This window comes from Pseudomonas chlororaphis subsp. chlororaphis, assembly GCF_003945765.1.
Classification (GTDB): Bacteria; Pseudomonadota; Gammaproteobacteria; order Pseudomonadales; family Pseudomonadaceae; genus Aquipseudomonas; species Aquipseudomonas chlororaphis.
Window position 1 is genome coordinate 5,666,503 of the sequence record NZ_CP027712.1, and the last position, 25,487, is coordinate 5,691,989.

Genomic DNA, 25,487 nt, shown 5'->3' on the forward strand with positions numbered 1-25,487 from the left:
GTGTTTATAGCGTCGAAAGAAAGGTGCTGTTGTTGGCCTGCCATTCGGTGATGTCGAGGCGGATGCGCTTCTTGTCGAGCTTGCCGACACTGGTCTTGGGAATTTCAGTAACAAGGGCGATCTGGCTGGGAATCGCCCACTTGCTCAAGTGCCCCTGTTCGACAAACGGCTTGAGATGCTCCTTGAGTTCCTTGGCCTCGATCGCATGCCCTTCACGGACCACCAGCAAGGCGAACGGGCGCTCGCCCCATTGCGGATCGGGGATCCCCACCACTGCTACTTCGCGTACCGCCGGGTGACGGCTGATCAGGTCTTCCAGGGCCAGGGACGATACCCACTCGCCTCCGGTCTTGATCACATCCTTGATCCGGTCGCGAATATCGATCACGCCCATGCCGTCGAGAGTCGCCACGTCGCCGGTGTGCAGCCAGCCGCCTTCCCACAGCTCTGCGCCCTTCTGCGGCTCATTGAAATAGCCTTCGGTCAACCAGGGCGCGCGCAGCACCAGCTCACCCTGGGTCTCGCCATCGGCCGGCAGGAAGTTGCCGTCGCCATCGACAATCGCCGCCTCCACCAGAGGTCCGGGCACGCCGGCCTTGATCCGGTAGGTAGTGCGCTCATCCTCGGTGCCCACCAGCAGTTCTTCGTTGAGGTGGGCGCAGGACACCAGCGGCCCGGTTTCCGACATGCCATAGGCCGCCGTCAGCTGAATGCCCTTGGCCTTGGAGGCCTCGTACAGCGCACGGTTGAGCGCGCTGCCGCCAATGACGATCTTCCAGCCGCCGAAATCCGTGCCCTGGGCCGCCTTGGCATTGAGCAGCATCTGCAAGATAGTCGGCACGCAATGGGAGAAGGTGACCTTCTCCTTGCGCCACAGCTCCACCAGCAGTTCCGGGTCGTAACGGCCGGGGTAGACCTGCTTGAGGCCGAGCATGGTCGCCACATAAGGCAGGCCCCAGGCATGCACATGGAACATCGGGGTAATGGGCATGTACACATCGCTGGTGCCCAGCAGGCGCACGCTGTCGATGCTGCCCATGATCACCGCCACGCCCATGGTGTGCAGCACCAGCTGGCGGTGGGTGAAGTACACGCCCTTCGGATTGCCGGTGGTGCCTGTGGTGTAGAAGGTGGTGGCCACCGAGTTTTCGTCGAAATCCTCGAAGGCGTACTGGGTGCTGGCAGCCGCCAGAAGCTGCTCGTATTCGCCCACCAGGTTGGGCAGGTCGGCGCTCTTGTCCGGGCCGTCGGTCAGCAGCAGGGTTTTCTCCACCGTGCTCAGTTGCCCGGCGATCGCCTGGTAGAGCCCGACAAACTCGCTGTTGACCAGCACGAAGCGGTCCTCGGCGTGATTCATGGTGTACAGGATCTGTTCCGGCGACAGGCGTACGTTGATGGTATGGATCACCGCGCCGATCATCGGGATGGCGAACATGCACTCCAGATAGCGATGGCTGTCCCAGTCCATCACCGCCACGGTATCCCCGGCCTTGACCCCGGCAGCCGTCAACACGTTCGCCAGCCTGGCCACGCGCTCGATCAGGGTTGGGTAGCTGTAACGCAGCTTGTCCCGGTAGACGATTTCACGGGTCTTCTCGTAACGGGTGCCGGACATCAGCAGCCGCTTGATCAATAGCGGGTATTGGTAGGCGCCTTCGGCTGGCGGAATAACGCGAGTCTGCAACATAAGCATCCCTTTTCGTGACTGCACGGTCGTGGCTGAAGAACGCTCACTCTAGAGCGCCGCTGGCTCTGCCAAATCAGCCAAAGGAATGATTTGCAGAGCCGTACGAATGCTAGCTCCAAGCCAGCATTCGCGCGACCAGACATTCGCCATGGGAAGGCACATGTGTGAGTGTCAAGCCGTTTGCTCGACCACCCTGCGCGGGAATAGCTCGGCGCCCCGAATCAGCTCAAGGCGCCAGGACCCATTACAGCCCCATCAGTTAGCCCCGGGTGTAGCCCCGTGCAGTTGCAAATGCTGTTGCAGGTAGCTGCGCAGACGTTTTTCCACATCGCGGTTACGCGGCCTGGGCAACCCGGCCGGCCATTCGCCACGTGCCAGCGCGCGAATCGGCGCCTGCTGGCTCATGCCCCGGCGCTGGATCTGACGCAGCCCCTGATCCCACCAGACATGGCGGCAAGCCTCGACATAGGGCGAGATCGGGCCGCAGCTGCCATACAGCAGGTCGCGTCCGACTTTTTGCATGTCCTTGTTCTGCCGCCTCAAGTAGAACTTGATCCGCGAGCGCTGAAACAGCGACGGCAAGGGTTTACGCCGTGGGACCTCGCGCTGCAGGCGCAGCAACTCCGGCCGGAAGGCTTCGCCATGGCGCTGGAAAAACAGCGCTTGCATGGCGTGGAAGAAGTCCTTGTCGGAGAAGTAGTGATAGATGCAACTCTTGCTCTCGCCCACGGATTGACCGCGCAAGGCAAATGACAAGGCGATCTGTTCCAGGGTGTGCAGGTCCTTGATGTGGGCGCTCCACTCGTCAATCAAGGCAATCGAGGCTTGCATCAGCGGACCATCGCCGGCCGTCAGGCCACAAACCCCGCTGTTGAACAGGCGCTGGTCGTCGGCTACCGACTGACCGCTGGCCTGCAGGTAGCGGTCGAGTTTGACGAACTCGGGGCGGGTACGGACCTCTGACCAGAGAAACTCGTCTTCATCGATCAGATACTGGCCGGGTGCGATGCGATCGAACAGCCGCTGCGGGTCGGCCTCGAACAAGGTGTCGGTATCGACAAACAGGGTCTTGTCCGCCAGCACGAGGCCTGCGGCAAAGGCACAGGCCTTGCGCCGGTGGTAGTAGCCCTGGTCACCCTGCCACTCGACCAGCATTTGTTCACTCAACGGCACCACTTGCACCGGCCAGCCGCGGTAATCCTCGGGACGGTCGGTCATGACCCGAATCACCAGCGGCTCGGCACTCTTGCTCTGGTCGAGGGCCGTCAGAATGCTGAACTTCGCTTCATGGCGATAAACCTCTTTGCCGCCATAAACCAGATAGAGCAACTGCTGCGGTACTTTTTGTATCGTCATCAAGCGTCCGGTCTCGCGCGCTCTCCGGACGGTCAAGGGGCTCGACCTGCCGGAGTGGCATAAAAGCGGACGATTGTACGATTAATCCCAATTAAGGATCAGAAATATCCGATAAACCTGAACGAGAAAGACCGGCTCAATGCATCTCGGTAAAGGCCAGCTTCATCCCGATGGCGATCAGCACCGCGCCCATGGTGCGGTCGAACCAGTGGCCCATGCGGGCAAAACCGGCGCGGACTTTCTGCTGGCTGAACAGCAGCGCCACCAGGCAGAACCAGGTAGCCGTCGCCACCGCCAGGTACACGCCATAACCGGCCTGGATGGCCAGGGGCGTGTGCGGATTGATGACTACGGTGAACAGTGACAGGAAAAACAGCGTCGCTTTCGGGTTCAGGCCGTTGGTCACGAAGCCGGAAGTGAAGGCACCGCGCGCGGTGCGCTCGCCAGCTTCCAGGTGCAGATTCTCGGTAGCTGGCTTGGCCGGCTGCGCCCGCAGGGCCTTGTAGCCGATGTACAGCAGGTAAGCGGCGGCGGCCCATTTCAGCGCGTTGAACAGCACGATCGACTGCGACACGATCAGACCGATACCCAGCAGCGAATACCCCACATGCAGGAAGATCGCGGTGCCGACGCCCAAGGCGGTCCAGGTGCCGGCGCGGCGACCGTGGGTCACGCTTTCGCGCACCACGACGGCGAAATCCGGGCCCGGGCTGGCCACTGCAAGCAGGTGAATAAGGGCGACGGTCAAGAACTCGGCGAGGTACATGGACACTCCTGTGTATCTAATTATTTCATCTGTTAGGCTCGGCAGATTACGCCTTCGGACCCTCGTGCAAAAGGTACAGTTGATGACTAACAATCGCCGCGCCGTCTTCCTCGACCACAGCTCCCTGGACCTCGGCGACCTCGACCTCAGCGCGCTGCGCCACAGCTTCGACGAACTGCAACTGCATGACCGGACCAGCCCCGAACAGGTGGTCGAGCGCCTGCAGGGAGCCCAGGTGGCGATCAGCAACAAAGTACCGCTCAATGCCGAAACCCTGGCCGCCTGCCCCGGGCTGAAACTGATCCTGGTGGCGGCCACTGGTACCAACAATGTTGATTTGGCCGCCGCCCGCGCCCAGGGCATCACCGTCGCCAACTGCCAGGGCTACGGCACGCCATCGGTGGCCCAGCACACCCTCATGCTGCTGCTTAACCTCGCCACCCGCCTCGGCGATTACCGCCAGGCGGTCAGCGACGGTCGCTGGCAGCAGGCCCGGCAGTTCTGCCTGCTGGACTTCCCGATCGTCGAACTGCAAGGCAAGACCCTGGGCCTGCTGGGCCATGGCGAACTGGGTGGCGCCGTCGCCCGCCTGGCCGAAGCCTTCGGCATGCGCGTGCTGCTGGGGCAGATTCCCGGCCGCCCGGCCCGCGCCGACCGCCTGCCGCTGGACGAATTGCTGCCACAAGTCGATGCACTGACCTTGCACTGCCCGCTCAACGAACATACCCGGCACTTTATCGGCGCCCGGGAGCTGGCCCTGCTCAAGCCCCAGGCCTTTGTGGTCAACACCGCCCGTGGCGGCCTGATCGACGAGCAAGCCCTGGCCGATGCCCTGCGCAGCGGTCACCTGGGCGGCGCGGCCACCGACGTGTTGAGCGTCGAGCCACCGACCGCTGGCAACCCGCTGCTGGCCCATGACATCCCGCGGCTGATCGTGACCCCACACAACGCCTGGGGCAGCCGCGAAGCCCGGCAGCGCATCGTCGGCCAGCTGGCGGAAAACGCCCAGGCGTTTTTCAGCGGTACAGCGCTGCGGGTCGTCAGTTGATAAACTGCGCCACTTTTTTCCCAGGAGCAGATTATGGATCCGCGCAGTGAAGTACTGCTTCGTCAGGCTGACTTGTTTCAAGGCTCGTTGCTGCTGGCCGGCCTGCCCGCCGATGACCTGCTCGGCCGCCTGCCGGGCGCCCATGGCTGGTGCTGGCACGCCGGCGATCAGGCCGCCCTGGATGCGCGTTTCGCCGGGCGCAGCCACTTCGGCGTGACGGCCCCCGAGCAAGCCTTTGCCAACGCCGTGCTGTTCCTGCCCAAGTCCAAGGAATTAACCGACTACCTGCTCAACGCCCTCGCCTCGCGCCTGGCCGGGCGCGAGCTGTATCTGGTCGGGGAGAAACGCAGCGGCATCGAACGCGCGGCCAAGCAGCTCAACCCCTTCGGCAAACCGCGCAAGCTCGACAGCGCGCGGCACTGCCAGCTGTGGCAAGTGACGGTAGATAACGCGCCACAAGCCGTCAGCCTGGAAAGCCTGGCCCAGGAATATGAACTGCCGTTGGCCGAAGGGCCGCTGAAAGTGGTCAGCCTGCCGGGGGTGTTCAGCCATGGTCGCCTGGATCGCGGCAGCGCCCTGTTGCTGGAACACCTGGACAAACTGCCCAGCGGCCACCTGCTGGATTTCGGTTGCGGCGCCGGGGTTCTGGGCGCGGCGATCAAACGTCGCTACCCCCATAACAATGTGACCCTGCTCGACGTCGATGCCTTCGCCGCTGCCAGCAGTCGCCTGACCCTGGCCGCCAATGGCCTGGAAGCCGAGGTCCTGACCGGTGACGGCATCGATGCCGCGCCCATGGGTTTGAACACCATCCTGACCAATCCGCCGTTCCATGTCGGGGTCCACACGGACTACCAGGCAACGGAGAACCTGCTGCGAAAAGCAGCCAAACATCTGAAAACCGGTGGCGAACTTCGGCTGGTGGCCAACAGCTTCCTGCGTTATCAACCGCTGATCGAAGAGCATCTCGGCCCTTGTTCGATCAAGGCCGAAGGCCAGGGTTTTCGCATCTACAGCGCCAAGCGCGGCTGAAAACCTTTTTGCAAAAGAACGCTTGCCGAATGGATTTTGCCTAGGCAGAATCCGCTCCGTCCTAGGGGAGTAGTCTCCCGCGAGCGTCACGCTCGCCCGGCATGCGTCAACATACTTGATCCTCAGATCATGGCGCATGCGACCCAAGAGTCCGCACAGACGGACCGCAGGGTTTGACAAGACCTATGACACGCACACCTTACCCGGGGCGGGAAGGCTGTACGTGTCATAGCCGTGTCGACCCGCCCCTTAGGAATGCCCTGATGCTGGATTCTCTACTGGTTCCCACCGCGATCGTTGCCTTGGCCGAAATCGGCGACAAGACGCAACTGCTTGCCCTCATTCTCGCCGCGCGCTTTCGCAAACCCTGGCCGATCATCGCTGGCATCGTCGCCGCGACCCTGGCCAACCATGCGGCAGCCGGTGCGGTAGGCGCCTGGTTCGGCAGCTTCTTCTCGGACGCGACCTTGCACTGGATCCTCGCCGCGAGCTTTACCGCGACCGCACTCTGGACCCTGGTGCCGGACAAGATGGATGACGACGAAGCCAGCACCGCCCGCAAGTTCGGCCCCTTCCTGACCACGCTGATCGCGTTCTTCCTCGCTGAAATCGGCGACAAGACCCAGATCGCCACCGTCATGCTCGCGGCGCAATACCCGGAACTGTGGCTGGTGATCATCGGCACCACCGCCGGCATGCTGATCGCCAACGTCCCGGTGGTACTGGCCGGCAACTTCGCTGCGGAGAAACTGCCCCTGACCCTGATCCGTCGCCTCGCGGCCTCGGCGTTCTTCATCCTGGCCATTGTCGCGGTGTACAAGGCCATGCAGAGCAGCGGCTGGTTGTAAGCGCACCATCAGCAGGCACACCTCCAGGCAAACCTGCGAGCACAAAAAAGCCCCGAACCAGTCGGGGCTTTCTTTTGCAGGGGGCCGGCTTGTTCACGACCCTGTCGTCAACAACACGCCAGACGATCAGGGCCTCTTGGCTTGCTGGTACAACGGCATCACCTTCGGAATCGCCGCTTCCAACGAGGAAATACGACTGCCGGACGCCGGGTGAGTACTGAGGAATTCAGGTGGCGCGCCTTCCGAAGCCTTGCTCATCTTGTTCCACAGGGTAATGGCCGCGTTCGGGTTGTAGCCGGCGCGGGCCGCCAGTTCCAGGCCGATCAGGTCGGCTTCGTTTTCATTGCCGCGACTGTTGGGCAGGGTCATCAACAGGTTGACCCCGTTGTCGCCCACGGCGACCGCTTCCTGCGGCGCGCCGGCGATCAGCGCAATCTGCTTCAGCGCGCTGACACCGTAGGCCTTGGACATCGCTTCACGACCGTGCTCGCGCAAGGCGTGAGCGATTTCATGCCCCATGACCGCGGCGATTTCATCGTCGGTCAGTTGCAACTTGTCGATGATCCCAGTGTAGAAAATGATCTTGCCGCCAGGACCACAGTTGGCGTTGAGCTCATCGTTCTTGATCAGGTTGACTTCCCAATTCCACTGCGCGGAATCCGGGCGGAACACCGGGGCCTGGGCAATCAGCCGGTTAGCGATCGCCTGGAGGCGCCTGGCATTGGCACTGGACTTGTCCAGCACGTTCTTGCTGCTCGCCTCGCCGATCGTCTGTTGATAGGACTGCGCGTAGGACTGGTTGACCTCATCGGTCGACAGCATGCTGAACATGTACTGCTTGCGATCGACCCCAACAGCGCCACCGCTGGTGGTGTTGACCGACTGGCAACCCGACAGCAGCAACGCAGCGGTGAGTGCACCCAAAACCTGCTTCTTACTCATGAAAACGCTCCCTGAAAACATGGCGCGTATCCTAGGCCCAGTTGTGTATCGACGCCAGATACAACGGACGTGTAGCACGCTGTTTTCAGATACGGCACCGTAGGAAAAAATTCACAGAACCTCCCCCTCCGCGCTGGCAACGGCCGGCAGCTGTCCATTTGCGACATGCCAGCCTACAAAACAGCCATTTTTCCAATCCTCGCTCATGGTCGGCGAGGGCCTTGCCGATACAACGGGGCAGACGTCATTCCTGCGTCCGGAGCCCTTATGAAATTCAAGTCGATCCAGTTTTCCGTGGCCGCCCTGGCCGGTGCCATCGTCCTCAGCGTGGTCGTTGCCCTGGTGCTGTACGCCCTGTTCGCCGGTGCCCGGACCCAGGAGATGGTGCAGCAGCAAACCCAGGCTCAATTCGAGCAAGTCATCGAGCAGCGACTGGTCGGCCTGGCGCAGACCCAGGTCAGCCAGATCCAGCGTGAACTCGAGGCGCCCCTGCTGATCGCCGGCGGGCTGGTGCGGATCAACGCGCTGATCGGCAGCAAGGGCGCGGACGGCAATCCACAGCTCAATCTCAGCCGCGAGCAGTTGATCAACCTGATCAAGGAAAACGTCGCGCAGAACCCGAAGATTCTCGGTGCCTATATAGGCTGGGAAAAGAACGCCATCGACCATAACGACAGCGCCTATGTCGACACCAAGGTGGTGGGTATCGATGCCAGCAACGGACGCTTCCTGCCGTGGTGGTTCCGCAACGAAGACGGCAGCCTGGGCCTGGACAAACTGGTGGACGTGGACGACCAGAAAGTCCTGTCCACTGGCGTGCGTGCCAGCGAGTACTACCTGTGCTCCAAGGAAAGCAAGAAATCCTGCGTGATCGACCCGGCGCCGTACAAGGTCGGCGACAAGATCGTCATGCTCGCCTCCTTTATTGAACCCATCCTGCTCGACGGGGCCTTCCAGGGCATCGTCGGTGCCGACCTGTCGGTGAACTTCATCCAGGACATGCTCCTGGGCGCCAACCGGAAACTCTATAACGGCGTCGGCGAAATGGCCCTGATCGGTGGCAATGGCCGGCTGGTGGCCTACACCAAGGACCCGAGCAAGTTCGGCGAAAAGGTCAGCGACATTCTCGACAGCGAGGAAGTCGCCAAGCTGGGCAACCTCAAGCGCGGCGAAGTGAACTACAACGTCGATCAGGCCCACGGGCGGATCGAGCTGTACCTGCCGTTCGGCATTGGCCAGGCCGACGCCCGCTGGATCCTGATGCTGCAACTGCCGCTGGACGCTGTCATGGCCGACCTGCAGAAACTGCAGAGCGACCTGGCCGAACAACGCCAGGCCGACACCTTCGGCATGGCCATGGTCGGCCTGATCATCGCCGGCCTCGGCCTGCTGGTGATCTGGCTGGTGGGCCACGGCATCGCCCGTCCGCTCAAGCAAATGGTGGCCATGCTCGACGACATCGCCCAGGGCGAAGGCGACCTGACCCGCCGCCTGAGCAGCGACCGCGCCGACGAACTGGGCTCGATCGCCAAGGGCTTCAATACCTTCCTGGCCAAGCTGCAGGCGATGATCAGCCAGGTGGTGACCTCGGTGCAGAGCGTCAGCGACTCCTCCGAACACACCGCCGATATCGCCATTCGCACCAACCAGGGCGTGCACAAGCAGATGGCCGAGATCGACCAGGTGGCCACCGCCGTGCATGAAATGACCGCCACCGCCCAGGACGTGGCCCGCAACGCGACCCAGGCCGCGCAAGCCGCCAACCATGCCGACCAGGCCGCCAGCCAGGGCATGCGGATCGTGCGCGACACCTCGACCGCCATCGGCGCCCTGGCCGTGGAAATCGGTCGGGCGGTGGGCGTCGTGCAGACCCTGGCCAAGGACAGCGAGAACATCAACGCAATCCTGATCGCCATTCGCGGCATCGCCGAACAGACCAACCTGCTGGCCCTCAACGCCGCCATCGAAGCCGCCCGTGCCGGCGAACAGGGCCGCGGCTTTGCCGTGGTGGCCGATGAAGTGCGCAACCTGGCGCAGAAAACCCAGCAGGCAACCGAAGAAATCCAGTCGATGATCCAGCAACTGCAGCAAGGCACCCGCGATGTGGTACGGGTCATGGAAGACAGCCAGAACCGCACCGACGAAAGCGTGCAGCACGCGGCGAAAGCGGCCGAAGCCCTGGAAACCATCACTCAGGCGGTGTCGGTGATCAATGACATGAACACCCAGATCGCCAGCGCCGCCGAAGAGCAAAGCGCCGTCGCCGAGGACATCAACCGCAACGTGATCAATATCGGCCAGGTGGCCAACGAAGTGGCGGGCGGCGCCGACGAATCCAGCGCAGCCAGCGCCGGCCTGACCAAGCTGGCCGAGCAGCAGCGGCGCCTGATCAATCAGTTCAAGGTGTAAAAAAGGCCCTGCGGACCTTGCGCAACCTTCGGCAGCGGCTACAGGGATTGCGGCGCGATTCAACAGCCCGACACGGGCTCTGTAGTCGCTGCCGTAGGCTGCGATCGAGTTGGGCGGCACTCCGTGCGAAGCGCTAGCCGAATCAGGCCACGCGACTCAGGGACGGCGTCAACCCGGGGTCAGGCATTCCGGGGCGTTGAGCTTCGGATCGTTCACCAGGTTGGCCAGCACCCGCTCGCGCAAGGCGGCCGGTGGGCTGGCCAGCAAGGCTTGCAGCACCGGCAACGGTGTATCGGGGTCGAGCCAGGCTTCCTGGCCCTGGGCATCGAGAATCAATGGCCGACGCTGGCTGGCCGCCGGCTGGGTGACCACTGCGGTGCTCAGCCAGACCTGTTCCTGCACTGGATAGGCTTCCCAGATCGCCGCGAAGAACAGCGACGAACCCTCCCCCGGCGTCAGCCAGTACGGGCGCTTGCGGGTGCCGCCGCGCCATTCGTAAAAACCGTTGGCCGGCAGCAGGCAGCGGCGCTGGCGAAAGGCTTCGCGGAACATCGGCTGTTCGGCCAGGGTTTCGGCACGGGCATGGGCCGGGGTGCGCGACAGATCGGTCAGCCAGGGTGGCGTCAGGCCCCAGCGGGCGCGGGCAAGGTTGCGCTGGCCGTCGCTGTTGCGCAGGATCAGCACCGAATCGTTGGGTGATATGTTCCACTGCGCCTGCTGGTCCGCCGGAAATCCGGGCAAGACGGCAAACGCTTGGTTCCAGCGAAACAGGGCATAACGTCCACACATGGGGCAAACAACTCTCGGAAAATCGGCGGCCAGCCTAACAGATCAGCACGCCGGCATGATTGGCTGGCTCGTCGCCGGGCATCGGCAGCGCGGCATTGTACGCGGCGATCAGCTCCCGAGCGTATTGCGCCTGGTCGTTATCCACCGCCAGCCCAAGGAGGCCGAACATGGGCAACTCACCGGTACCGCCAAGCAAATCCCGCCCCACCAGATGCGCCTCGACCCCCTCGCTGGCCAGCATGCCCTGAAGCAACTCCGCCTCCAGCAGGTTTTCCGGTTCGTAGATTCGCTGCATAAAGCCCCCCGTCACTCGTTTTCGCTGCGCACGTCGAGCATCCATTCCTGCCCGTCGGTCTGCAGGGTAAACACAATGGGCCGACAACAGACCGGACAATCCTCGATGTACTGCTGATCGCCCCCGGACAGGTCCAGTACAGCCTCGGCCTCTTCACCACAGTAGGGACATTGATAGCGCTCGGTTTCCAGCATCGCGGCCTCCGGAGTGACTTGTGCGTATAATCGCCGGTCTATTTGCAGGGCTATTGAGATCTGAGCTTACTTTTCAGACCGCGCCCGGCTATTTTTCGATCCAAACCTTTTCTTACCTAGCCGTTTCCAACAAGAGAGCATGATGGGCGAATTCGATGCCATCCGACCTTACGACGACACTGAAGTACCAGCGGTGCTGGCTCGACTGCTCGGCGACAAGGCGTTTCTAGATATCCTCACCCACTTCAGCTTCCCGCGCTTTGCCGGTGCTTTCGGCTGGCTGCTCAAACCCCTTATAGCTCATCGGCTGCGCCGTGAGTTCGCCGCGGTCACTTCGGTGGCGACCCTGCAGGACAAGGTCGAGTTCTACGTCGACCGCACCATCGAGCGGGCCACCGACGGCGTGACCTACACCGGGGTCGAGCAGTTCAAGTCCGGCAGCGCCTACCTGTTCATCGCCAACCACCGCGACATCGTGATGGACCCGGCCTTCGTCAATTACGCGGTGTACCACGCCGGGCTGCCGACCCCGCGCATCGCCATTGGCGACAACCTGCTGCAGAAGCCTTTCGTCAGCGACCTGATGCGCCTGAACAAGAGCTTCATCGTGCACCGTTCTATCACCGGACGCCGGGAAAAGATGGCCGCCTACCAGCTGCTGTCGGCCTACATCAACCACTCGATCCGCAACGATTGCGCATCGATCTGGATTGCCCAGGCCGAAGGCCGGGCCAAGGACGGCGACGACCGTACCGAATCGGCGATCCTCAAGATGTTCCACATGAGCCGCAAGGACGAGCCGTTCGGCGAGGTCATCCAGTCGCTGAACCTGACCCCGGTGTCGATCAGCTACGAATACGACCCTTGCGATCAGGCCAAGGCCCGCGAGCTGTATATCCGCGCTACCACCGGCAGCTACACCAAGGCCCCGGGCGAGGACGACATCAGCATCGCCAAAGGCATCACCGGCTATAAGGGCCGGGTCCATGTGAACTTCGCCGCGCCGATCAGCGAGCTGTTCGAGGACACCAAGCAATTGGCGGTGGAGATGGACCGGCAGATCCTCGGCGGTTATCGCCTGTTCCCGGTGCATTACCTGGCCTACGCCCAGTGGAGCGATGCCGACCCGGCGCTGCAGGTACCGAGCGCGGCCCAGGTGTTCCCGGCGGACGAACTGGCCAAGGCCCAGGAAGAGTGGCAACGGCGCCTGGACGCCTGCCCGGAGGAACATCGCCCGTACCTGGTGCTGCAATATGCGACGCCGGTGCGCAATCAGTATCGGGTCAAGGCGGGACTGGCATTGCCATAACGCTCACCGCACACGACAACGGCGCCAGAAGGCGCCGTTGTCGTTTGTGCAATGTGTGCCGGGAAACGATGCCGATCGCCAGCTTGCTCGCGAGAGCGGCCTCGGCTTTCAGAATCGGGTACTGATCCAGGACACCAGCAACGCCAGCCCCAGGCAGGCAAAACCGAAGCGGTAGAAGAACCGGTTCATGCGCAAGGTCGCATCGTCCAATGCCTGCCCCGGCAGATCCTGGGAGCGGGATTGGCCCTGGGCGGCCAGATTGGCCAGCGCGCGCTGCTCACGACGTCGTGTGGCGTGCAACAACCAGCTACCGGGAAAGGCGAACAGCAAGGCAAGAATATTGATCAGCTTGGCGGGGTGGGCGCTGAACAGCGACCAGATCAGTTGCAGCGACATCACGAACCTCGAATGAAACCGGATAACGAGCCCTGACGGCTCGCGGCGCGGATTTTACCCAAAGGCCCACTTTCTGCCTGGGCTTTCCGACAGATAACAAGCCGCCTGCCGGTTAATTCACCCTGTCATACGTTCGTCATACAAACAGGCCAGTCTGGCGCCCCTCGAAACCGACACGGAGCTTGTCATGCTGCACGCAGAAAACCAGGACCGCCTCTACCTGATCGCCCCCAGCGACGAACAGGAAGCCTTGGTCGGCGCCTTGGCCTTCAACGTCCAGGACCGCCACTGGCTGGTGTATTGCGCCCTCGGCGGGCACCAGCATGCCGACCTGCCGGAAACCGACCTGCTGACAGGCGTCAGCGTGCTGGATTTTTACGTCGAGGCGGCGTGAGTCCGGACTCGAAACAAATCGACAGTCAATAAAAAGCCCGGCTTCTGTGGAAGCCGGGCTTTTTTGTGTACAGCGCCGAAGCCGTCAAGCAAGGCCCTTCGGGCCTTATCGTCCGAACGCGGCCCGAGCCTGCGGCAGCGGCTACACAAGGCTCACATCATTCGCCGAGAATCTGGCCGATGCTCGGGTCCTTGAACAGGCGGGTCAAGGCGTCGCTGAGCACGTCGCTGACCAGCTTGGTATTGGTTTCCTGGTTCGGCGCCATGCCGAAACGCTGGTCCAGGGACGCACCGTAGCGACCGCTGTAGCGGCGGTTGGCGTTCTGCACATCGGAACGGAAGGTCGCACCGATGGTGGCCTCGGTCACGTACAGGCCTTCCTTGGGCGACTGATACTTCAGCTCGGCCAGGGTCACGGTCAGTTGCGGAGCGTTCAGCGCGTTGGCGGTCGGGGTAAAGCCCAGCAGGCGTACCGCGGCCTCGGCCTGGGCCTGCAGCTTCGGCAGGATCTGCGCGCCCTGGACGGTAATCGCGCTGGTTTCAGGGTACAGCCCGCCGCGGGTACCCAGGGTTGGCGACGGACGGCCATCGACCACTTTCACGACCACCGGCTGGCCATGGCCGACCGGCGCGAGCTGAGTGGTGAGCTTCGGTTCCGGGCTGAGTTGTTGCGGGCTATGGGCGCAACCAGCCAGCGTCAAACTGGTCACAGTAATCAAACCGAACAACAGGCGTTGCAACATGCTCATTTCTCCAGGAATCAGGCACAGACAGACGCGCAGTATAGCGGGGGTCAGCGGCCGCTAACCAGCGGCCCGGCGCGAGTCAGTCAGCTCTCATACAGGTTCGGTACAAGGCGCTTGCTGTAACCTCCCCGTCACGGACGTTACATGGCCATGTAACGCCCAGGCGGCATTCTTCATCGCAACTGCCCAACAGGTACATCGCCATGCATTTCCTCTGGTCCTTGTTCGCTCCGCGCCAGAAATACCGCAGCTTCGCCAAGCTCGACCCGCAGGGCCGCTGCCAGGCTTTCAAGCACTGCAAAGTGCCGCCAATGGGCGACGGCTGGGTGGAAATCGAGGAAATCCGTCTCAACTGGTTGCACCAGCCGCTACCCGCCAGCGCCCGCGTCAGCCCACGCATTGCCCGCGCCCGGGTGCAACCGATGATGGCTACCTGACCAAAAGACTAATAAAAGTCATTAAACAGGATCATTTCCGCGCGTTTCTTCGTTACAATCTCCCCCCGATTATAAGGACGTCTCCTGATCGGGCCTCGCAGCATCGCTGATGCATCAGCTTCAGCTCCCCCGCATTGCCCACAGAGAGCCGCCCACACAGATCGAGTGAAGCCGGCGTGCTTGCTGTTCATCTTGCAAACCACCGCTTTTCGCGCATCTGCAGAGCTGCCATTGCTCGGCCACTAAGCTGTTCGCCCGTTAATGCCACGTGCTCCATGTCGGCATTCACCCCTCGGGCCGGTGCCAGGCTTGGACAGCCCTTTTTTGAGGTTCACGTCTTCAAAAGAGCGTGAAAAAACGGGTTTTCACAACTTCACAAGAGTGTGGCGAGCAAATGAATAGTTTTGCGTCTGTACTGGCACCATTAGCGTCTACAACAGCCCGATTACACAGGACCGAGCACGCCTCAGATACTTGCGCTTGAAGCCTGTCCGCTACGGATTTGGTTGCACAAACGGACTCTTGACCATAAGTCGAATTGCCCGCCCTGCCCTGAAATGCGTTCATACGCGGATCAGGCCCGGTTGGTAGCGTCCGTCGAAGTTGCGAAAAATTGCGAAGATTCGGACATGGCGATCCTGGCCATGAGTGACCCGGGGCATAACGTGAACCGCCCCTTACTCCTGGCAGCTATGCCGTCAATTTGGTGCTGCAGATTTTGGAGACGCGTTAATGGCGCATAACGAAGCAGTAGACGTCGTATTGGTTGGGGCCGGTATCATGAGTGCCACCCTCGCTGTACTGCTCAAGGAGCTCGACCCCGCGATCAAGCTGGAAGTCGTCGAGCTGATGGATTCGGGTGCCGCGGAAAGTTCCAACCCGTGGAACAACGCCGGTACCGGCCACGCCGGCCTCTGTGAGCTGAACTACACGCCACAGGCCGCCGACGGTTCCGTCGATATCAAGAAAGCCGTGCACATCAACACCCAGTTCGAGGTGTCGAAGCAGTTCTGGTCCTACCTGACCAAGAAAGGCACCTTCGGCTCGTCCAAGTCCTTTATCAGCCCGGTGCCGCACCTGAGCTTCGTCCAGGGCGACAGCGGTGTGTCCTTCCTGAAGAAGCGCTTTGAAGTGCTGAGCAAGCACCACGCTTTCGCGGACATGGAATACACCGAAGACAAGGCCAAGATGGCCGAGTGGATGCCGCTGATGATGCCGGGGCGCGCGGCTGACGAAGTCCTCGCCGCCACCCGCGTGATCAACGGCACCGACGTCAACTTCGGCGCCCTGACCAACCAGTTGCTCAAGCACCTGACCAGCGCACCCGATGCCCAGGTCAAGTACTGCAAGCGCGTGACCGGCCTGAAACGCAACAAGGACAACGGCTGGACCGTCAGCATCAAGGACGTCAACAGCGGCAACACCCGTGAAGTCGACGCCAAGTTCGTGTTCCTCGGCGCTGGTGGCGCAGCACTGCCGCTGCTGCAGGCTTCGGGCATCGAGGAAAGCAAAGGCTTCGGCGGCTTCCCGATCAGCGGCCAGTGGCTGCGTTGCGACAACCCGGAAGTGGTCAAGCATCACCAGGCCAAGGTCTACAGTCAGGCCGCGGTCGGTTCGCCACCGATGTCCGTGCCGCACCTGGACACCCGCGTGGTCGATGGCAAGAAGTCCCTGCTGTTCGGGCCGTACGCCGGCTTCACCACCAAGTTCCTCAAGCACGGCTCGTTCATGGACCTGCCGATGTCGGTTCGCGCCGGCAATATCGGCCCGATGCTGGCCGTGGCCAAGAACAACATGGACCTGACCAAGTACCTGGTCAGCGAAGTGATGCAGTCCATGGAGCAGCGCCTGGAATCCCTGCGTCGCTTCTACCCGGAGGCCAAGGCCGAAGACTGGCGCCTGGAAGTGGCCGGCCAGCGGGTGCAGATCATCAAGAAGGATCCGAAGAAAGGCGGCGTGCTGCAGTTTGGTACCGAGCTGGTCGCAGCCAAGGACGGCTCCCTCGCCGCCCTGCTCGGCGCTTCACCAGGCGCTTCGGTGACCGTCTCGATCATGCTGGAACTGATCGAGCGCTGCTTCCCGGCCAAGGCCAGCGGCGAGTGGGCCAGCAAGCTCAAGGAAATCTTCCCGGCCCGTGAAAAGGCCCTGGAAACCGACGCCGCGCTGTACCGCAAGATCAACAGCGAGAACAACGTCAGCCTGGAACTGGTCGAACAGAGCAGCGAAGCCGAAAGCTACGCTTAAGCCGCGCTCATGAAAAACGCCCCGCTCTCTTGGAGAACGGGGCGTTTTTTTATCGCCGCTTAAACACAGCCACAGACGGGGCGGTGAGTTTTCAGCCGCGGGCTTTTTCGATCAGTTCGATGTAGTCGGCGGCATTGCGCTGGTCCTGGATCAGGGCCACGAAGTCCTTGCCGTGTTCGTCCTTGCCGTCCAGGTCGTAGCCGGCCTCGACGAAGAACACCAGGAAACGCTCGAAATCGTCGATACGCAGGCCACGATAGGCCTTGATCAGCTTGTGCAGGGACGGCGAAGTGGCGTCGGCCGGCTCGAAATCGAGGAACAGTTTGATCTGCGCATCGCCGATCTCGTCACCAATCACTTGTTTCTTATCTTTACGCATTGCCGACTCCAGCTCGCAGACATTTCACGGGGCAGGCAGTTTACCCCCAGGCCGCATCGGGCCTCAACGCGAGTGTACGGCGCCGGTGTGCAGATCGGCCCAGATGTGGCCGTTGGCGTAGCTGAGGAACTGGCAATACACCGTGTCGTTGCGCAACAGGTCCATCACCACCCGATACTGGGCCAATGGATAGAACAGGGTGAGGGTCTTGCTCTTGGCGTCGAACTGGGGCTTTTTCAGGCTTTTGCTCTCGCCATCGAAATTCACCAGCACCTGGCTGATGGTCGCGCCCTTGTTCAACGGCTTGCCCTTGAGCCGGACCAGCAGCGGCGAAGTGACCGGGATCGGTTGCTGGTTGGATTGGCGCTGGCTGCCGATGACCACCGAGTATTCGGTGACCTGCAACAACTGTTGCTGCTCGGGGGCGGCGTCACGCAGGGTCAGGTCATCGGGGGGCAGGAACTGCGCATGCATGGGCGCCGGGGCGGCGGCCAGGGGCAGGCTCAGGATCAGAACAAAGGCCGCGCAACTGCGAATCAAAAGGCTCATGACAGGCTCCGGACACAAGGCCTGGCACTCTAGCATGGGTCAGCGCAGATTTTTTGCAGCGGCTACAGCTCAAGCGCGAGGATGGCGCTCAGTCGAACTGGGCGCGCATCCAGGCCTGGTATTCGGCCACATCCGGCTCCCCCTCGCGGGGCGCCCAAGCGGCCAGTTCACCTTCGCCGACCGGGCGATAAGGCCCGGCCTTGCATTCGAACATCAGGCTATCGGGCTCAAGCACCACAAGACCGTGGTAGACGCCGACCGGCAAGTCGACGCCCATGCAATCGCCACCCGCCTGCAGCACACGTTTTTCCAGCACCTGACCGGCGTCGTCGAAAATCAGCAGGCCCAGGCGCCCCTTGAGCACCAGCAAGGTCTCGGCCTTGTCGTCACTCAGGTGACGATGGGGCGGGATATAGGTGGATGGCTGCAGTCCCACCGCCATGCGGTGACAAGGCTCTTGCATCTGATGGAAGTTGTGGTGATGACGACCACGGGGGCTGGCCGAGGACTTTTCGGCCAGTTCGGCAAACAGCGACTGATCCAGATAGCTCGGCCCGCCCATGGCTTACATGCCCTTGACGGCAAAGATGCCGGCAGCGTTGCGCCAGTAACCCTTGTAGTCCATACCGTAACCGAAGATGTAGCGGTCCACGCAGGGCAGGCCGACGTAATCGGCCTTCAGGTCGAGACGGGCCTTGCGGTCGTGGTCCTTGTCGATCAGCACGGCGGTGTGCACCGCGCGGGCACCGGCGTGTTTGCAGAAGTCGATGATCGCGCCCAGGGTATGCCCCTCGTCGAGGATGTCGTCGATGATCAGCACGTCACGGTCGATGAAGGACACTTCCGGCTTGGACTTCCAGAACAGCTCGCCGCCGCTGGTTTCGTTGCGATAGCGGGTAGCGTGCAGGTAGGAAGCTTCCAGGGGGAATTTCAGGTGGGTCAGCAGCTTGCCGGAGAAGATCAGGCCACCGTTCATCACGCAGAAAACCACCGGATTGCGCTCCGCCAGTTGTTCATTGATTTGTGCACCGACTCGGGCGATGGCCGCCTCGACCTCAGCTTCGGTGTACAGGCAGTCAGCCTCGCGCATGATTTGACGGATATGCTCGAGATCAGCGGACATGGCGCTCTCCAGGGGGGTGGCAGTTTCGGAAAAGCGAGCAAAGGTACGCATCCGGCCCGGTCAGATCAAGCGTTTCTGGACTAACGTACTTAGATGTCTATAGGACAACACCCTCGGATAGATTAATCTAGGCCGGTTTTTTTGCCCGCCGCCGGAGCCTTTCCCTATGCCCATCCGTGAGATCCGCCATCCGCTGATCCGACACAAACTTGGCCTTATGCGCCGCGCCGACATTAGCACGAAGAACTTCCGCGAGCTCGCTCAGGAAGTCGGTGCCCTGCTGACGTACGAAGCCACCAAAGACTTGCCGCTCGAATCCTATGAGATTCCGGGCTGGTGCGGCCCCGTCCAGGTCGAGAAGATCGCCGGCAAGAAGATTACCGTGGTGCCGATCCTGCGTGCCGGTATCGGCATGCTCGAAGGCGTGCTCAGCCTGATCCCGGGCGCCAAGGTCAGCGCCGTGGGCGTGGCCCGCAACGAGGAAACCCTGCAGGCGCACACCTACCTGGAAAAACTGGTTCCGGAAATCGACGAACGCCTGGCCATGATCATCGACCCGATGCTCGCCACCGGCAGCTCCATGGTCGCGACCATCGACCTGCTGAAAAAGGCTGGCTGCAAGGACATCCGCGCCATGGTGCTGGTCGCCGCCCCCGAGGGCATCGAAGCCGTCGAGAAAGCGCACCCGGACGTGACCATCTACACCGCATCCATCGATCAGAAACTCAACGAGCACGGCTACATCATCCCGGGCCTGGGCGATGCCGGCGACAAGATCTTCGGCACCAAGCAGAAGGACGCCTGAGCATGCGGGATGAGTTCAACGATCCGCTCTGGCGCCAGGTGCTGTCTGGCGCGCAGATGCTCTTCGTGGCCTTTGGCGCGTTGGTGTTGATGCCGCTGATTACCGGTCTCGACCCCAACGTGGCGCTGTTCACGGCGGGTCTCGGGACTCTGTTGTTCCAGCTCGTGACCGGGCGCCAGGTACCGGTATTCCTGGCCTCCAGCTTTGCCTTCATCACCCCGATCATTCTCGCCAAGGGCCAGTTCGGCCTGGCCGCGACCATGGGCGGGGTGATGGCGGCCGGTTTCGTTTATACCTTCCTGGGCCTGGCGGTGAAGATCAAGGGCACCGGTTTCATCGACCGGCTGCTGCCGCCGGTAGTGATCGGCCCGGTGATCATTTCCATCGGCCTGGCCATGGCACCGATCGCCGCCAACATGGCGATGGGCAAGGCCGGCGACGGCAGCGAGCTGATTCATTACCAGACGGCGATGATGATCTCGATGCCGGCGCTGCTGACCACCCTGATCGTCGCGGTGTTCGGCAAAGGCATCTTCCGCCTGGTGCCGATCATCTCCGGGGTGCTGGTGGGCTTTGCCCTGTCGTTCTACTTCGGCGTGGTCGATACCGCGAAGATCGCCGCGGCGCCCTGGCTGGCCCTGCCGCACTTCACCGCGCCGGAGTTCAACTGGCAGGCGATCCTGTTCATCGTCCCTGTGGCCCTGGCACCCGCCATCGAGCACATCGGTGGGGTGATCGCGGTCGGCAGCGTGACCGGTCGCGATTACCTGAAGAAGCCCGGCCTGCATCGCACCCTGTTCGGTGACGGCATCGCCACCACCGCCGCCGGCCTGTTCGGCGGTCCGCCCAATACCACCTACGCCGAAGTGACTGGCGCGGTCATGCTGACCAAGAACTACAACCCGAAAATCATGACCTGGGCGGCGGTCTTCGCCATCAGCCTGGCGTTTATCGGCAAGTTCGGCGCATTGCTGCAAAGCATTCCGGTACCGGTGATGGGCGGGATTCTCTGCCTGTTGTTCGGTTCGATCGCGGCGGTGGGCATGAACACCCTGATCCGTCACAAGATCGACCTGGGCGAAGCCCGCAATCTGGTGATCGTTTCGGTGACCCTGGTGTTCGGGATTGGCGGGGTGTTGATCGGTACCGGTACCGGTCCGGACGACTTCGGCCTGAAAGGGATCGCCCTGTGCGCCGTCGTCGCGATTGCGCTGAACCTGATCCTGCCGGGCAACGATGGCTGGAAGAACAAGAAGGCTGAGGAACCGCTGATCTGAGGATCCGCGTCAGCCGGAAATCCATCGCGGGCAAGCCTCGCTCCTACAGACGGTATTGCCGTAGGAGCAAGGCTTGCCCGCGATGCGTTTACAACGCCAAAGGCCCGCGCTCGCACAAGGTGTTCAATGCCTTGGCCCATTGCGGGTCATCGTTCAGGCACGGCACCAGTACCAACTCCTCCCCTCCCGCTTCGCGGAACTGTTCGCGACCGCGATCACCGATCTCTTCCAGGGTCTCGATGCAGTCGGCGACAAACGCCGGGCACATCACCAGGATCTTCTTCACCCCCTGTCGGGCCAATTCATCCAGGCGCGCTTCGGTGTAGGGCTCGATCCACTTGGCACGCCCCAGACGGGACTGGAACGACACCGACCACTTGCCGTCCGCCAGCCCCATGCGCTCGGCGAATGCCCGGGCCGTGCTCAGGCACTGGCCGCGGTAACAGGTCGCGGCTACCTCGGGTGTCGCGTTGCGGCAACAATCGCCTTCCAGGCTGTGGCCGGGATTGAGCTTTTTCAGGTGCCGCTCGGGCAAGCCATGAAAGCTCAGCAGCAGATGATCGAAGTCCTGTTGCAGGTGCGGCCTGGCACTGGCCACCAGCGCGTCGAGGTACTCCGGCTGATCGTAAAACGGCTGCAGCACCGACAGCTGCACATCCAGCTTCTTGTCCCGAATCACCCGCCGGGCTTCCTCCACCACCGTGGTCACGGTGCTGTCGGCGAATTGTGGATAGAGCGGCGCCAGGGTGATCTTCTTCTGCCCCTGGGCCACCAGGCGCAGCAACGCCGACTCGATGGACGGCTCGCCATAACGCATCGCCAGTTCCACCGGACCGTGCTTCCACTCACTCGTCATGGCTTCCTGCAAGCGGCGGCTGAGCACCACCAGCGGCGAACCCTGCTCCCACCAGATCGAAGCGTAGGCATGGGCCGATTGCTCCGGACGCTTAATCAGGATCAGCGATACCAGCAACCGCCGAACCGGCCACGGCAGATCGATCACGTAAGGGTCCATCAGGAATTGATTGAGGTAGCTGCGCACATCCGCCACCGAGGTGGAGGCCGGCGAACCCAGGTTGACCAGGAGCAACGCGTGATCGGTCATGCAACGTCCTATTTCAGAGGCGGCTGGACAGGTCGTCCAGGGCCGCACGCAAATCAGTGAACTGGAAAGTGAATCCGGCGGCCTGCAACCGCGCGGGGACCGCGCGCTGACCACCCAGCAGCAACAACGACAATTCCCCCAGGCCGACACGCAAGACAAAGGCCGGCACCGGCACTACCGCCGGCCGGCGCAAGACGCTGCCCAGGGTCTTGGCGAACTCGCGATTGCGCACCGGCCTGGGCGCGCAGGCATTATAAGGACCGCTGGCATCACTGCGGTGCAGAAGAAAATCAATCAGGGCGATTTGATCCTTGATATGAATCCACGGCATCCACTGCCGACCGTTGCCAATCGGCCCGCCCAGCGCCAGTTTGAAGGGCAGCAGCAGGCGCGACAAAAAGCCGCCCTCGGCCGCCAGCACCAGGCCCGTGCGAATCAGCACCACACGCAGGCCCATGGCCTCGGCACGCTGCGCGGTTTCCTCCCAGGCGATACACAACTGGCTGGCGAAATCCTCACTGACCGGGGGCGAATCCTCGTTCAGCTCGCGCTCCCCGCCATCGCCATACCAGCCCACGGCCGACCCGGAGATCAGCAACCCGGGCTTCTGCCCCCGGCTTTCCAGCCAGGCCAACAACTTTTCCGTCAGGGTAATGCGGCTGCTCCAAAGCAGCGCCTTGCGCTTGTGAGTCCAGGGCCGATCGGCGATCGGTGCTCCCGCCAGGTTGATGATGGCGTCGACCGGTTCCTCTGCAAGCTCGTCCAGGCGGGCGATGCCGCGAACCTGAGCGCCACAGAGTTTGGGCACCTCGGTGGGCCGGCGACTCCATACGGTCAACTGATGGCCCTGGGTCAACCAGTGACGGCAGAGCTGACGTCCTATCAAACCAGTACCGCCGGTCAGCAATATGTGCATGACATCTTCCTCGCGTGGCGTTTTACCCGCATCCCTAGTCTATTTTTATAAGCAGGGATCTTTTCAATCGGGCAGGCTCTGTGTTTAACAATAGGACACCCTGTAAAACCGATAACGCCGAAAGTTATACCAAAAAACAAAATTGTACAGATTTTAACGACGGCGTAGTCTGCACAGAAAGGTAAACGAGGCCCCTATGACCGTACCCATCGCAATCATTGGTACCGGCATCGCCGGACTCTCCGCCACCCAGGCGCTGAGAGACGCCGGGCATGTCGTGCAACTCTTCGACAAGAGCCGCGGCAGCGGCGGGCGTATGTCCAGCAAACGCAGCGACGCCGGCGCGCTGGACATGGGCGCGCAATATTTCACCGCCCGCGACCGGCGCTTCGTCACCGAAGTCCAGCGCTGGCAAGCCAATGGCTGGGCCGCCGAATGGGCGCCGCAGCTGTACAACTTCCATGGCGGCCAGCTCACCCCGTCGCCGGACGAACAGACCCGCTGGGTCGGCACCCCACGCATGAGCGCCATCACCCGTGGCCTGCTGGGCGAAACTGAGGTGCATTTCGCCTGCCGCATCACCGAGGTCTACCGCGGCGAACAGCATTGGCACCTGCAGGATGCCGAAGGTTTCACCCACGGCCCGTTCAGCCACGTGATCATCGCCACGCCGGCCCCCCAGGCCACCGCCCTGCTGGCCGCCGCACCGAAACTGGCGAGTGCCGCCGCCGGGGTGAAGATGGACCCGACCTGGGCTGTCGCCCTGGCATTCGAGACCGCGCTGGAAACCCCAGTGGAAGGCTGCTTCGTACAGGACAGCCCGCTGGACTGGCTGGCCCGCAACCGCAGCAAGCCAGGGCGCGACAACAGCCTCGACACCTGGGTCCTGCATGCCAGCAGCACCTGGAGCCGCCAGCACATCGATCTGCCGAAAGAAGCAGTGATTGAACAGTTGCACGGCGCATTCGCCGAACTGCTGCACAGCGCCATGCCCGCCCCGACCTTCAGCCTCGCCCACCGCTGGCTCTACGCTCGCCCGGCCAGCAGCCATGAGTGGGGAGCCCTGGCGGATGTCGATCTGGGGCTCTATGTGTGCGGCGACTGGTGCCTGTCCGGTCGCGTCGAAGGGGCCTGGCTCAGCGGGCAGGAGGCCGCCCGCCGGTTGCACGAAAACCTGTAAGCGCATCACCCGCGTAACGTTTTGCTGCTGTCGCAATGGACAGCAGCCTGTCTGCTCCGCTCAAGAATCGAACACACTTCTACCAGTCGGACCGTTCCGAGACGAAGAAAAACGCGCGCCACAATCTCATGCGTTAGCCAGCCAGCAATCGCACGACAGATGAGCAGGACATAACCCGAAGGGCTGCGCGGCAAACCTATACAAAATATTTGACTTGCACACCTTTGACCCTATGATGAGGCAAAGTTGTACAAAATCTTATTTTTGTACATGAAACCGGAGCCTCTCACATGCCCGACAAGCCAGCCCAGACCGACAAGCCGAGAATCGCCATCAGCGCCTGCCTGCTGGGGGCGCCTGTGCGCTACAACGGCGGGCACAAGGAATCGCGCCTGTGCAGCCAGGCCCTCGCTGAGTTTTTCGAGTTTGTCCCGCTGTGCCCGGAAGTCGCCATCGGCCTGGGTACCCCCCGCGAACCGATCCGCCTGATGGGCGATCCGCGGCAACCGCGGGCCGTTGGCAGTGTCGACCAAACCATGGATGTCACCCGGGCACTCACCGATTACGGCCAGCGCATGGCCGCTGAACTGGACAGCCTCTGCGGCTACATCTTCATGCAGAAATCTCCGTCCTGCGGCCTGGAGCGGGTCAAGGTCTACCAGGACCAGGGCCGCCCCGCCGAGCTCAGCGGACGTGGTATCCATGCCCAGGCGTTCTGCAGCCGCCATCCGGACCTCCCGGTGGAAGAAGACGGCCGGCTCAAGGATCCGGTGCTGCGGGAAAACTTCCTGACCCGGGTATTCGCCTACAGCGCCTGGCAGGACGTGCTCAGGCAAGGCCTGAGCCGTCGCCGCCTGACCGACTTTCACGCGCGCTACAAATACCTGCTGATGGCCCACAACCCGGAGCAATACAAGGTCCTCGGCAATCTGCTGGGCAGCATGGGCCAAAGCGACCCGGTGTTCGTCGGCCCGCGTTATTTCAGCCAGTTGATGGCGGCCCTGAAAAAGTGCGCCACCCGCCGTACCCACAGCAACGTGCTGCAACACATCAGCGGCTATCTCAAGCAAGCCATCAGCCGCGACGACAAACAGGAAGTGCAGCACCTCATCACCCAGTACCGCCATGGCATCGTGCCGCTGGTGGTACCGCTGACCTTGCTCAAGCATCATCTGCGCCGGCACCCCGATCCCTACATCGCGCAGCAGGCGTACCTGCAGCCCCACCCGGAAAGTCTCAGCCTGCGCAACGCGCTCTGAACC

The 25,487-nt window shown here is 62.3% G+C and carries 27 protein-coding genes, 1 pseudogene and 1 riboswitch; of the genes and pseudogenes, 13 read left to right on the top strand and 15 right to left on the bottom strand.

The features are described 5' to 3' along the window. Positions 1–4: 4 nt before the first annotated feature. The 3 genes from C4K27_RS25635 to C4K27_RS25645 form a co-directional block, all read right to left on the bottom strand. Positions 5–1,687 carry a fatty acid--CoA ligase gene (locus C4K27_RS25635; protein ID WP_053262578.1) on the bottom strand — a complete coding sequence of 561 codons (1,683 nt, stop codon included), beginning with the start codon at positions 1,685–1,687 and terminating at the stop codon, positions 5–7. Between the two features lie 255 nt (positions 1,688–1,942). Further along, on the bottom strand, positions 1,943–3,043 hold the full coding sequence (locus tag C4K27_RS25640) for a hypothetical protein (RefSeq protein ID WP_053262579.1): 1,101 nt from the start codon (positions 3,041–3,043) through the stop codon (positions 1,943–1,945). Between the two features lie 136 nt (positions 3,044–3,179). Then, positions 3,180–3,809 carry a LysE family translocator gene (locus C4K27_RS25645; protein WP_053262580.1) on the bottom strand — a complete coding sequence of 210 codons (630 nt, stop codon included), beginning with the start codon at positions 3,807–3,809 and terminating at the stop codon, positions 3,180–3,182. Positions 3,810–3,891: 82 nt separating this feature from the next. Between C4K27_RS25645 and C4K27_RS25650 the strand changes: the two genes are divergently transcribed. From C4K27_RS25650 to C4K27_RS25660, 3 genes are all read left to right on the top strand, one after another. Continuing rightward, positions 3,892–4,857, top strand: coding sequence for a 2-hydroxyacid dehydrogenase (locus C4K27_RS25650; RefSeq protein WP_053262581.1), 966 nt, complete (start codon positions 3,892–3,894; stop codon positions 4,855–4,857). Between the two features lie 33 nt (positions 4,858–4,890). Further along, positions 4,891–5,889: a methyltransferase gene (locus C4K27_RS25655; RefSeq protein WP_053262582.1), complete on the top strand. Its 999-nt coding sequence runs from the start codon at positions 4,891–4,893 to the stop codon at positions 5,887–5,889. A 51-nt stretch (positions 5,890–5,940) separates the two neighbouring features. Continuing rightward, positions 5,941–6,064: riboswitch (yybP-ykoY riboswitch) on the top strand. Between the two features lie 88 nt (positions 6,065–6,152). Further along, complete coding sequence (locus C4K27_RS25660) at positions 6,153–6,737, top strand: TMEM165/GDT1 family protein (RefSeq protein ID WP_009045541.1); 585 nt, start codon at positions 6,153–6,155, stop codon at positions 6,735–6,737. A 126-nt stretch (positions 6,738–6,863) separates the two neighbouring features. On the opposite strand, the gene C4K27_RS25665 is transcribed toward C4K27_RS25660, so the two are convergent. Further along, entirely contained in the window at positions 6,864–7,679 is an 816-nt protein-coding gene (locus tag C4K27_RS25665; RefSeq protein WP_007928401.1) for a M48 family metallopeptidase, read from the bottom strand. 1,356 nt (positions 7,680–9,035) lie between these two features. Between C4K27_RS25665 and C4K27_RS31800 the strand changes: the two are divergent. Together C4K27_RS31800 and C4K27_RS31805 are read left to right on the top strand one after the other, a co-directional pair. Next, a pseudogene (locus tag C4K27_RS31800) lies at positions 9,036–9,233 on the top strand (HAMP domain-containing protein); the annotation flags it as partial. A gap of 111 nt (positions 9,234–9,344) precedes the next feature. Then, complete coding sequence (locus C4K27_RS31805; protein ID WP_370686835.1) at positions 9,345–10,088, top strand: methyl-accepting chemotaxis protein; 744 nt, start codon at positions 9,345–9,347, stop codon at positions 10,086–10,088. A gap of 168 nt (positions 10,089–10,256) precedes the next feature. Here the strand turns inward: C4K27_RS31805 and C4K27_RS25675 are convergent, their stop codons facing one another. From C4K27_RS25675 to C4K27_RS25685, 3 genes are read right to left on the bottom strand one after another with little or no spacing between them, the layout of a single operon-like run. Then, positions 10,257–10,877 (bottom strand): SOS response-associated peptidase, encoded by a 621-nt coding sequence (locus C4K27_RS25675; protein WP_053262584.1) that lies wholly within the window; start codon positions 10,875–10,877, stop codon positions 10,257–10,259. 34 nt (positions 10,878–10,911) lie between these two features. Further along, entirely contained in the window at positions 10,912–11,172 is a 261-nt protein-coding gene (locus tag C4K27_RS25680; RefSeq protein WP_007928396.1) for a putative signal transducing protein, read from the bottom strand. A gap of 11 nt (positions 11,173–11,183) precedes the next feature. Next, the gene (locus C4K27_RS25685; protein ID WP_007928395.1) at positions 11,184–11,366 is read right to left on the bottom strand and encodes a CPXCG motif-containing cysteine-rich protein; all 183 of its coding nucleotides are present in this window, start codon (positions 11,364–11,366) and stop codon (positions 11,184–11,186) included. 142 nt (positions 11,367–11,508) lie between these two features. Between C4K27_RS25685 and C4K27_RS25690 the strand changes: the two genes are divergently transcribed. Then, positions 11,509–12,675 (top strand): 1-acyl-sn-glycerol-3-phosphate acyltransferase, encoded by a 1,167-nt coding sequence (locus C4K27_RS25690; protein WP_007928394.1) that lies wholly within the window; start codon positions 11,509–11,511, stop codon positions 12,673–12,675. 108 nt (positions 12,676–12,783) lie between these two features. Here the strand turns inward: C4K27_RS25690 and C4K27_RS25695 are convergent, their stop codons facing one another. After that, positions 12,784–13,071, bottom strand: a complete 288-nt coding sequence (locus C4K27_RS25695; RefSeq protein ID WP_053262585.1) for a hypothetical protein — start codon at positions 13,069–13,071, stop codon at positions 12,784–12,786. Positions 13,072–13,258: 187 nt separating this feature from the next. Here C4K27_RS25695 and C4K27_RS25700 point away from each other — a divergent pair, with 187 nt between their 5' ends. Continuing rightward, on the top strand, positions 13,259–13,465 hold the full coding sequence (locus C4K27_RS25700) for a hypothetical protein (protein WP_007928392.1): 207 nt from the start codon (positions 13,259–13,261) through the stop codon (positions 13,463–13,465). 157 nt (positions 13,466–13,622) lie between these two features. Here C4K27_RS25700 and C4K27_RS25705 read toward each other — a convergent pair whose 3' ends face one another. After that, positions 13,623–14,207, bottom strand: coding sequence for a YajG family lipoprotein (locus C4K27_RS25705; protein WP_009045547.1), 585 nt, complete (start codon positions 14,205–14,207; stop codon positions 13,623–13,625). A gap of 206 nt (positions 14,208–14,413) precedes the next feature. Between C4K27_RS25705 and C4K27_RS25710 the strand changes: the two genes are divergently transcribed. Further along, entirely contained in the window at positions 14,414–14,647 is a 234-nt protein-coding gene (locus tag C4K27_RS25710; protein WP_025806225.1) for a hypothetical protein, read from the top strand. Between the two features lie 732 nt (positions 14,648–15,379). Continuing rightward, positions 15,380–16,891, top strand: coding sequence for a malate dehydrogenase (quinone) (gene mqo / locus C4K27_RS25715; protein WP_053262586.1), 1,512 nt, complete (start codon positions 15,380–15,382; stop codon positions 16,889–16,891). A gap of 91 nt (positions 16,892–16,982) precedes the next feature. Here mqo and C4K27_RS25720 read toward each other — a convergent pair whose 3' ends face one another. From C4K27_RS25720 to C4K27_RS25735, 4 genes are all read right to left on the bottom strand, one after another. Further along, a complete protein-coding gene (locus C4K27_RS25720; RefSeq protein ID WP_007928384.1) occupies positions 16,983–17,270 on the bottom strand; it encodes a PA4642 family protein in 288 nt (95 codons plus the stop codon). 63 nt (positions 17,271–17,333) lie between these two features. Beyond that, entirely contained in the window at positions 17,334–17,819 is a 486-nt protein-coding gene (locus C4K27_RS25725) for a hypothetical protein (RefSeq protein WP_053262587.1), read from the bottom strand. 88 nt (positions 17,820–17,907) lie between these two features. Beyond that, positions 17,908–18,381 carry a WbuC family cupin fold metalloprotein gene (locus C4K27_RS25730; protein ID WP_053262588.1) on the bottom strand — a complete coding sequence of 158 codons (474 nt, stop codon included), beginning with the start codon at positions 18,379–18,381 and terminating at the stop codon, positions 17,908–17,910. Positions 18,382–18,384: 3 nt separating this feature from the next. Continuing rightward, entirely contained in the window at positions 18,385–18,942 is a 558-nt protein-coding gene (locus C4K27_RS25735) for a hypoxanthine-guanine phosphoribosyltransferase (protein WP_053262589.1), read from the bottom strand. A 166-nt stretch (positions 18,943–19,108) separates the two neighbouring features. On the opposite strand from C4K27_RS25735, the gene upp reads away from it, so the two are divergent. Together upp and C4K27_RS25745 are read left to right on the top strand one after the other, a co-directional pair. After that, entirely contained in the window at positions 19,109–19,747 is a 639-nt protein-coding gene (gene upp, locus C4K27_RS25740; protein ID WP_007928379.1) for a uracil phosphoribosyltransferase, read from the top strand. Between the two features lie 2 nt (positions 19,748–19,749). Further along, complete coding sequence (locus tag C4K27_RS25745; protein WP_053262590.1) at positions 19,750–21,024, top strand: uracil-xanthine permease family protein; 1,275 nt, start codon at positions 19,750–19,752, stop codon at positions 21,022–21,024. Between the two features lie 88 nt (positions 21,025–21,112). Here C4K27_RS25745 and hemH read toward each other — a convergent pair whose 3' ends face one another. After that, on the bottom strand, positions 21,113–22,129 hold the full coding sequence (gene hemH, locus C4K27_RS25750) for a ferrochelatase (RefSeq protein ID WP_053262591.1): 1,017 nt from the start codon (positions 22,127–22,129) through the stop codon (positions 21,113–21,115). 13 nt (positions 22,130–22,142) lie between these two features. After that, the gene (locus C4K27_RS25755) at positions 22,143–23,045 is read right to left on the bottom strand and encodes a TIGR01777 family oxidoreductase (RefSeq protein WP_053262592.1); all 903 of its coding nucleotides are present in this window, start codon (positions 23,043–23,045) and stop codon (positions 22,143–22,145) included. 196 nt (positions 23,046–23,241) lie between these two features. On the opposite strand from C4K27_RS25755, the gene C4K27_RS25760 reads away from it, so the two are divergent. Together C4K27_RS25760 and C4K27_RS25765 are read left to right on the top strand one after the other, a co-directional pair. Further along, positions 23,242–24,225 (top strand): NAD(P)/FAD-dependent oxidoreductase, encoded by a 984-nt coding sequence (locus C4K27_RS25760; protein ID WP_053262593.1) that lies wholly within the window; start codon positions 23,242–23,244, stop codon positions 24,223–24,225. 290 nt (positions 24,226–24,515) lie between these two features. Further along, complete coding sequence (locus tag C4K27_RS25765; RefSeq protein WP_053262594.1) at positions 24,516–25,484, top strand: YbgA family protein; 969 nt, start codon at positions 24,516–24,518, stop codon at positions 25,482–25,484. Positions 25,485–25,487: the final 3 nt, after the last annotated feature.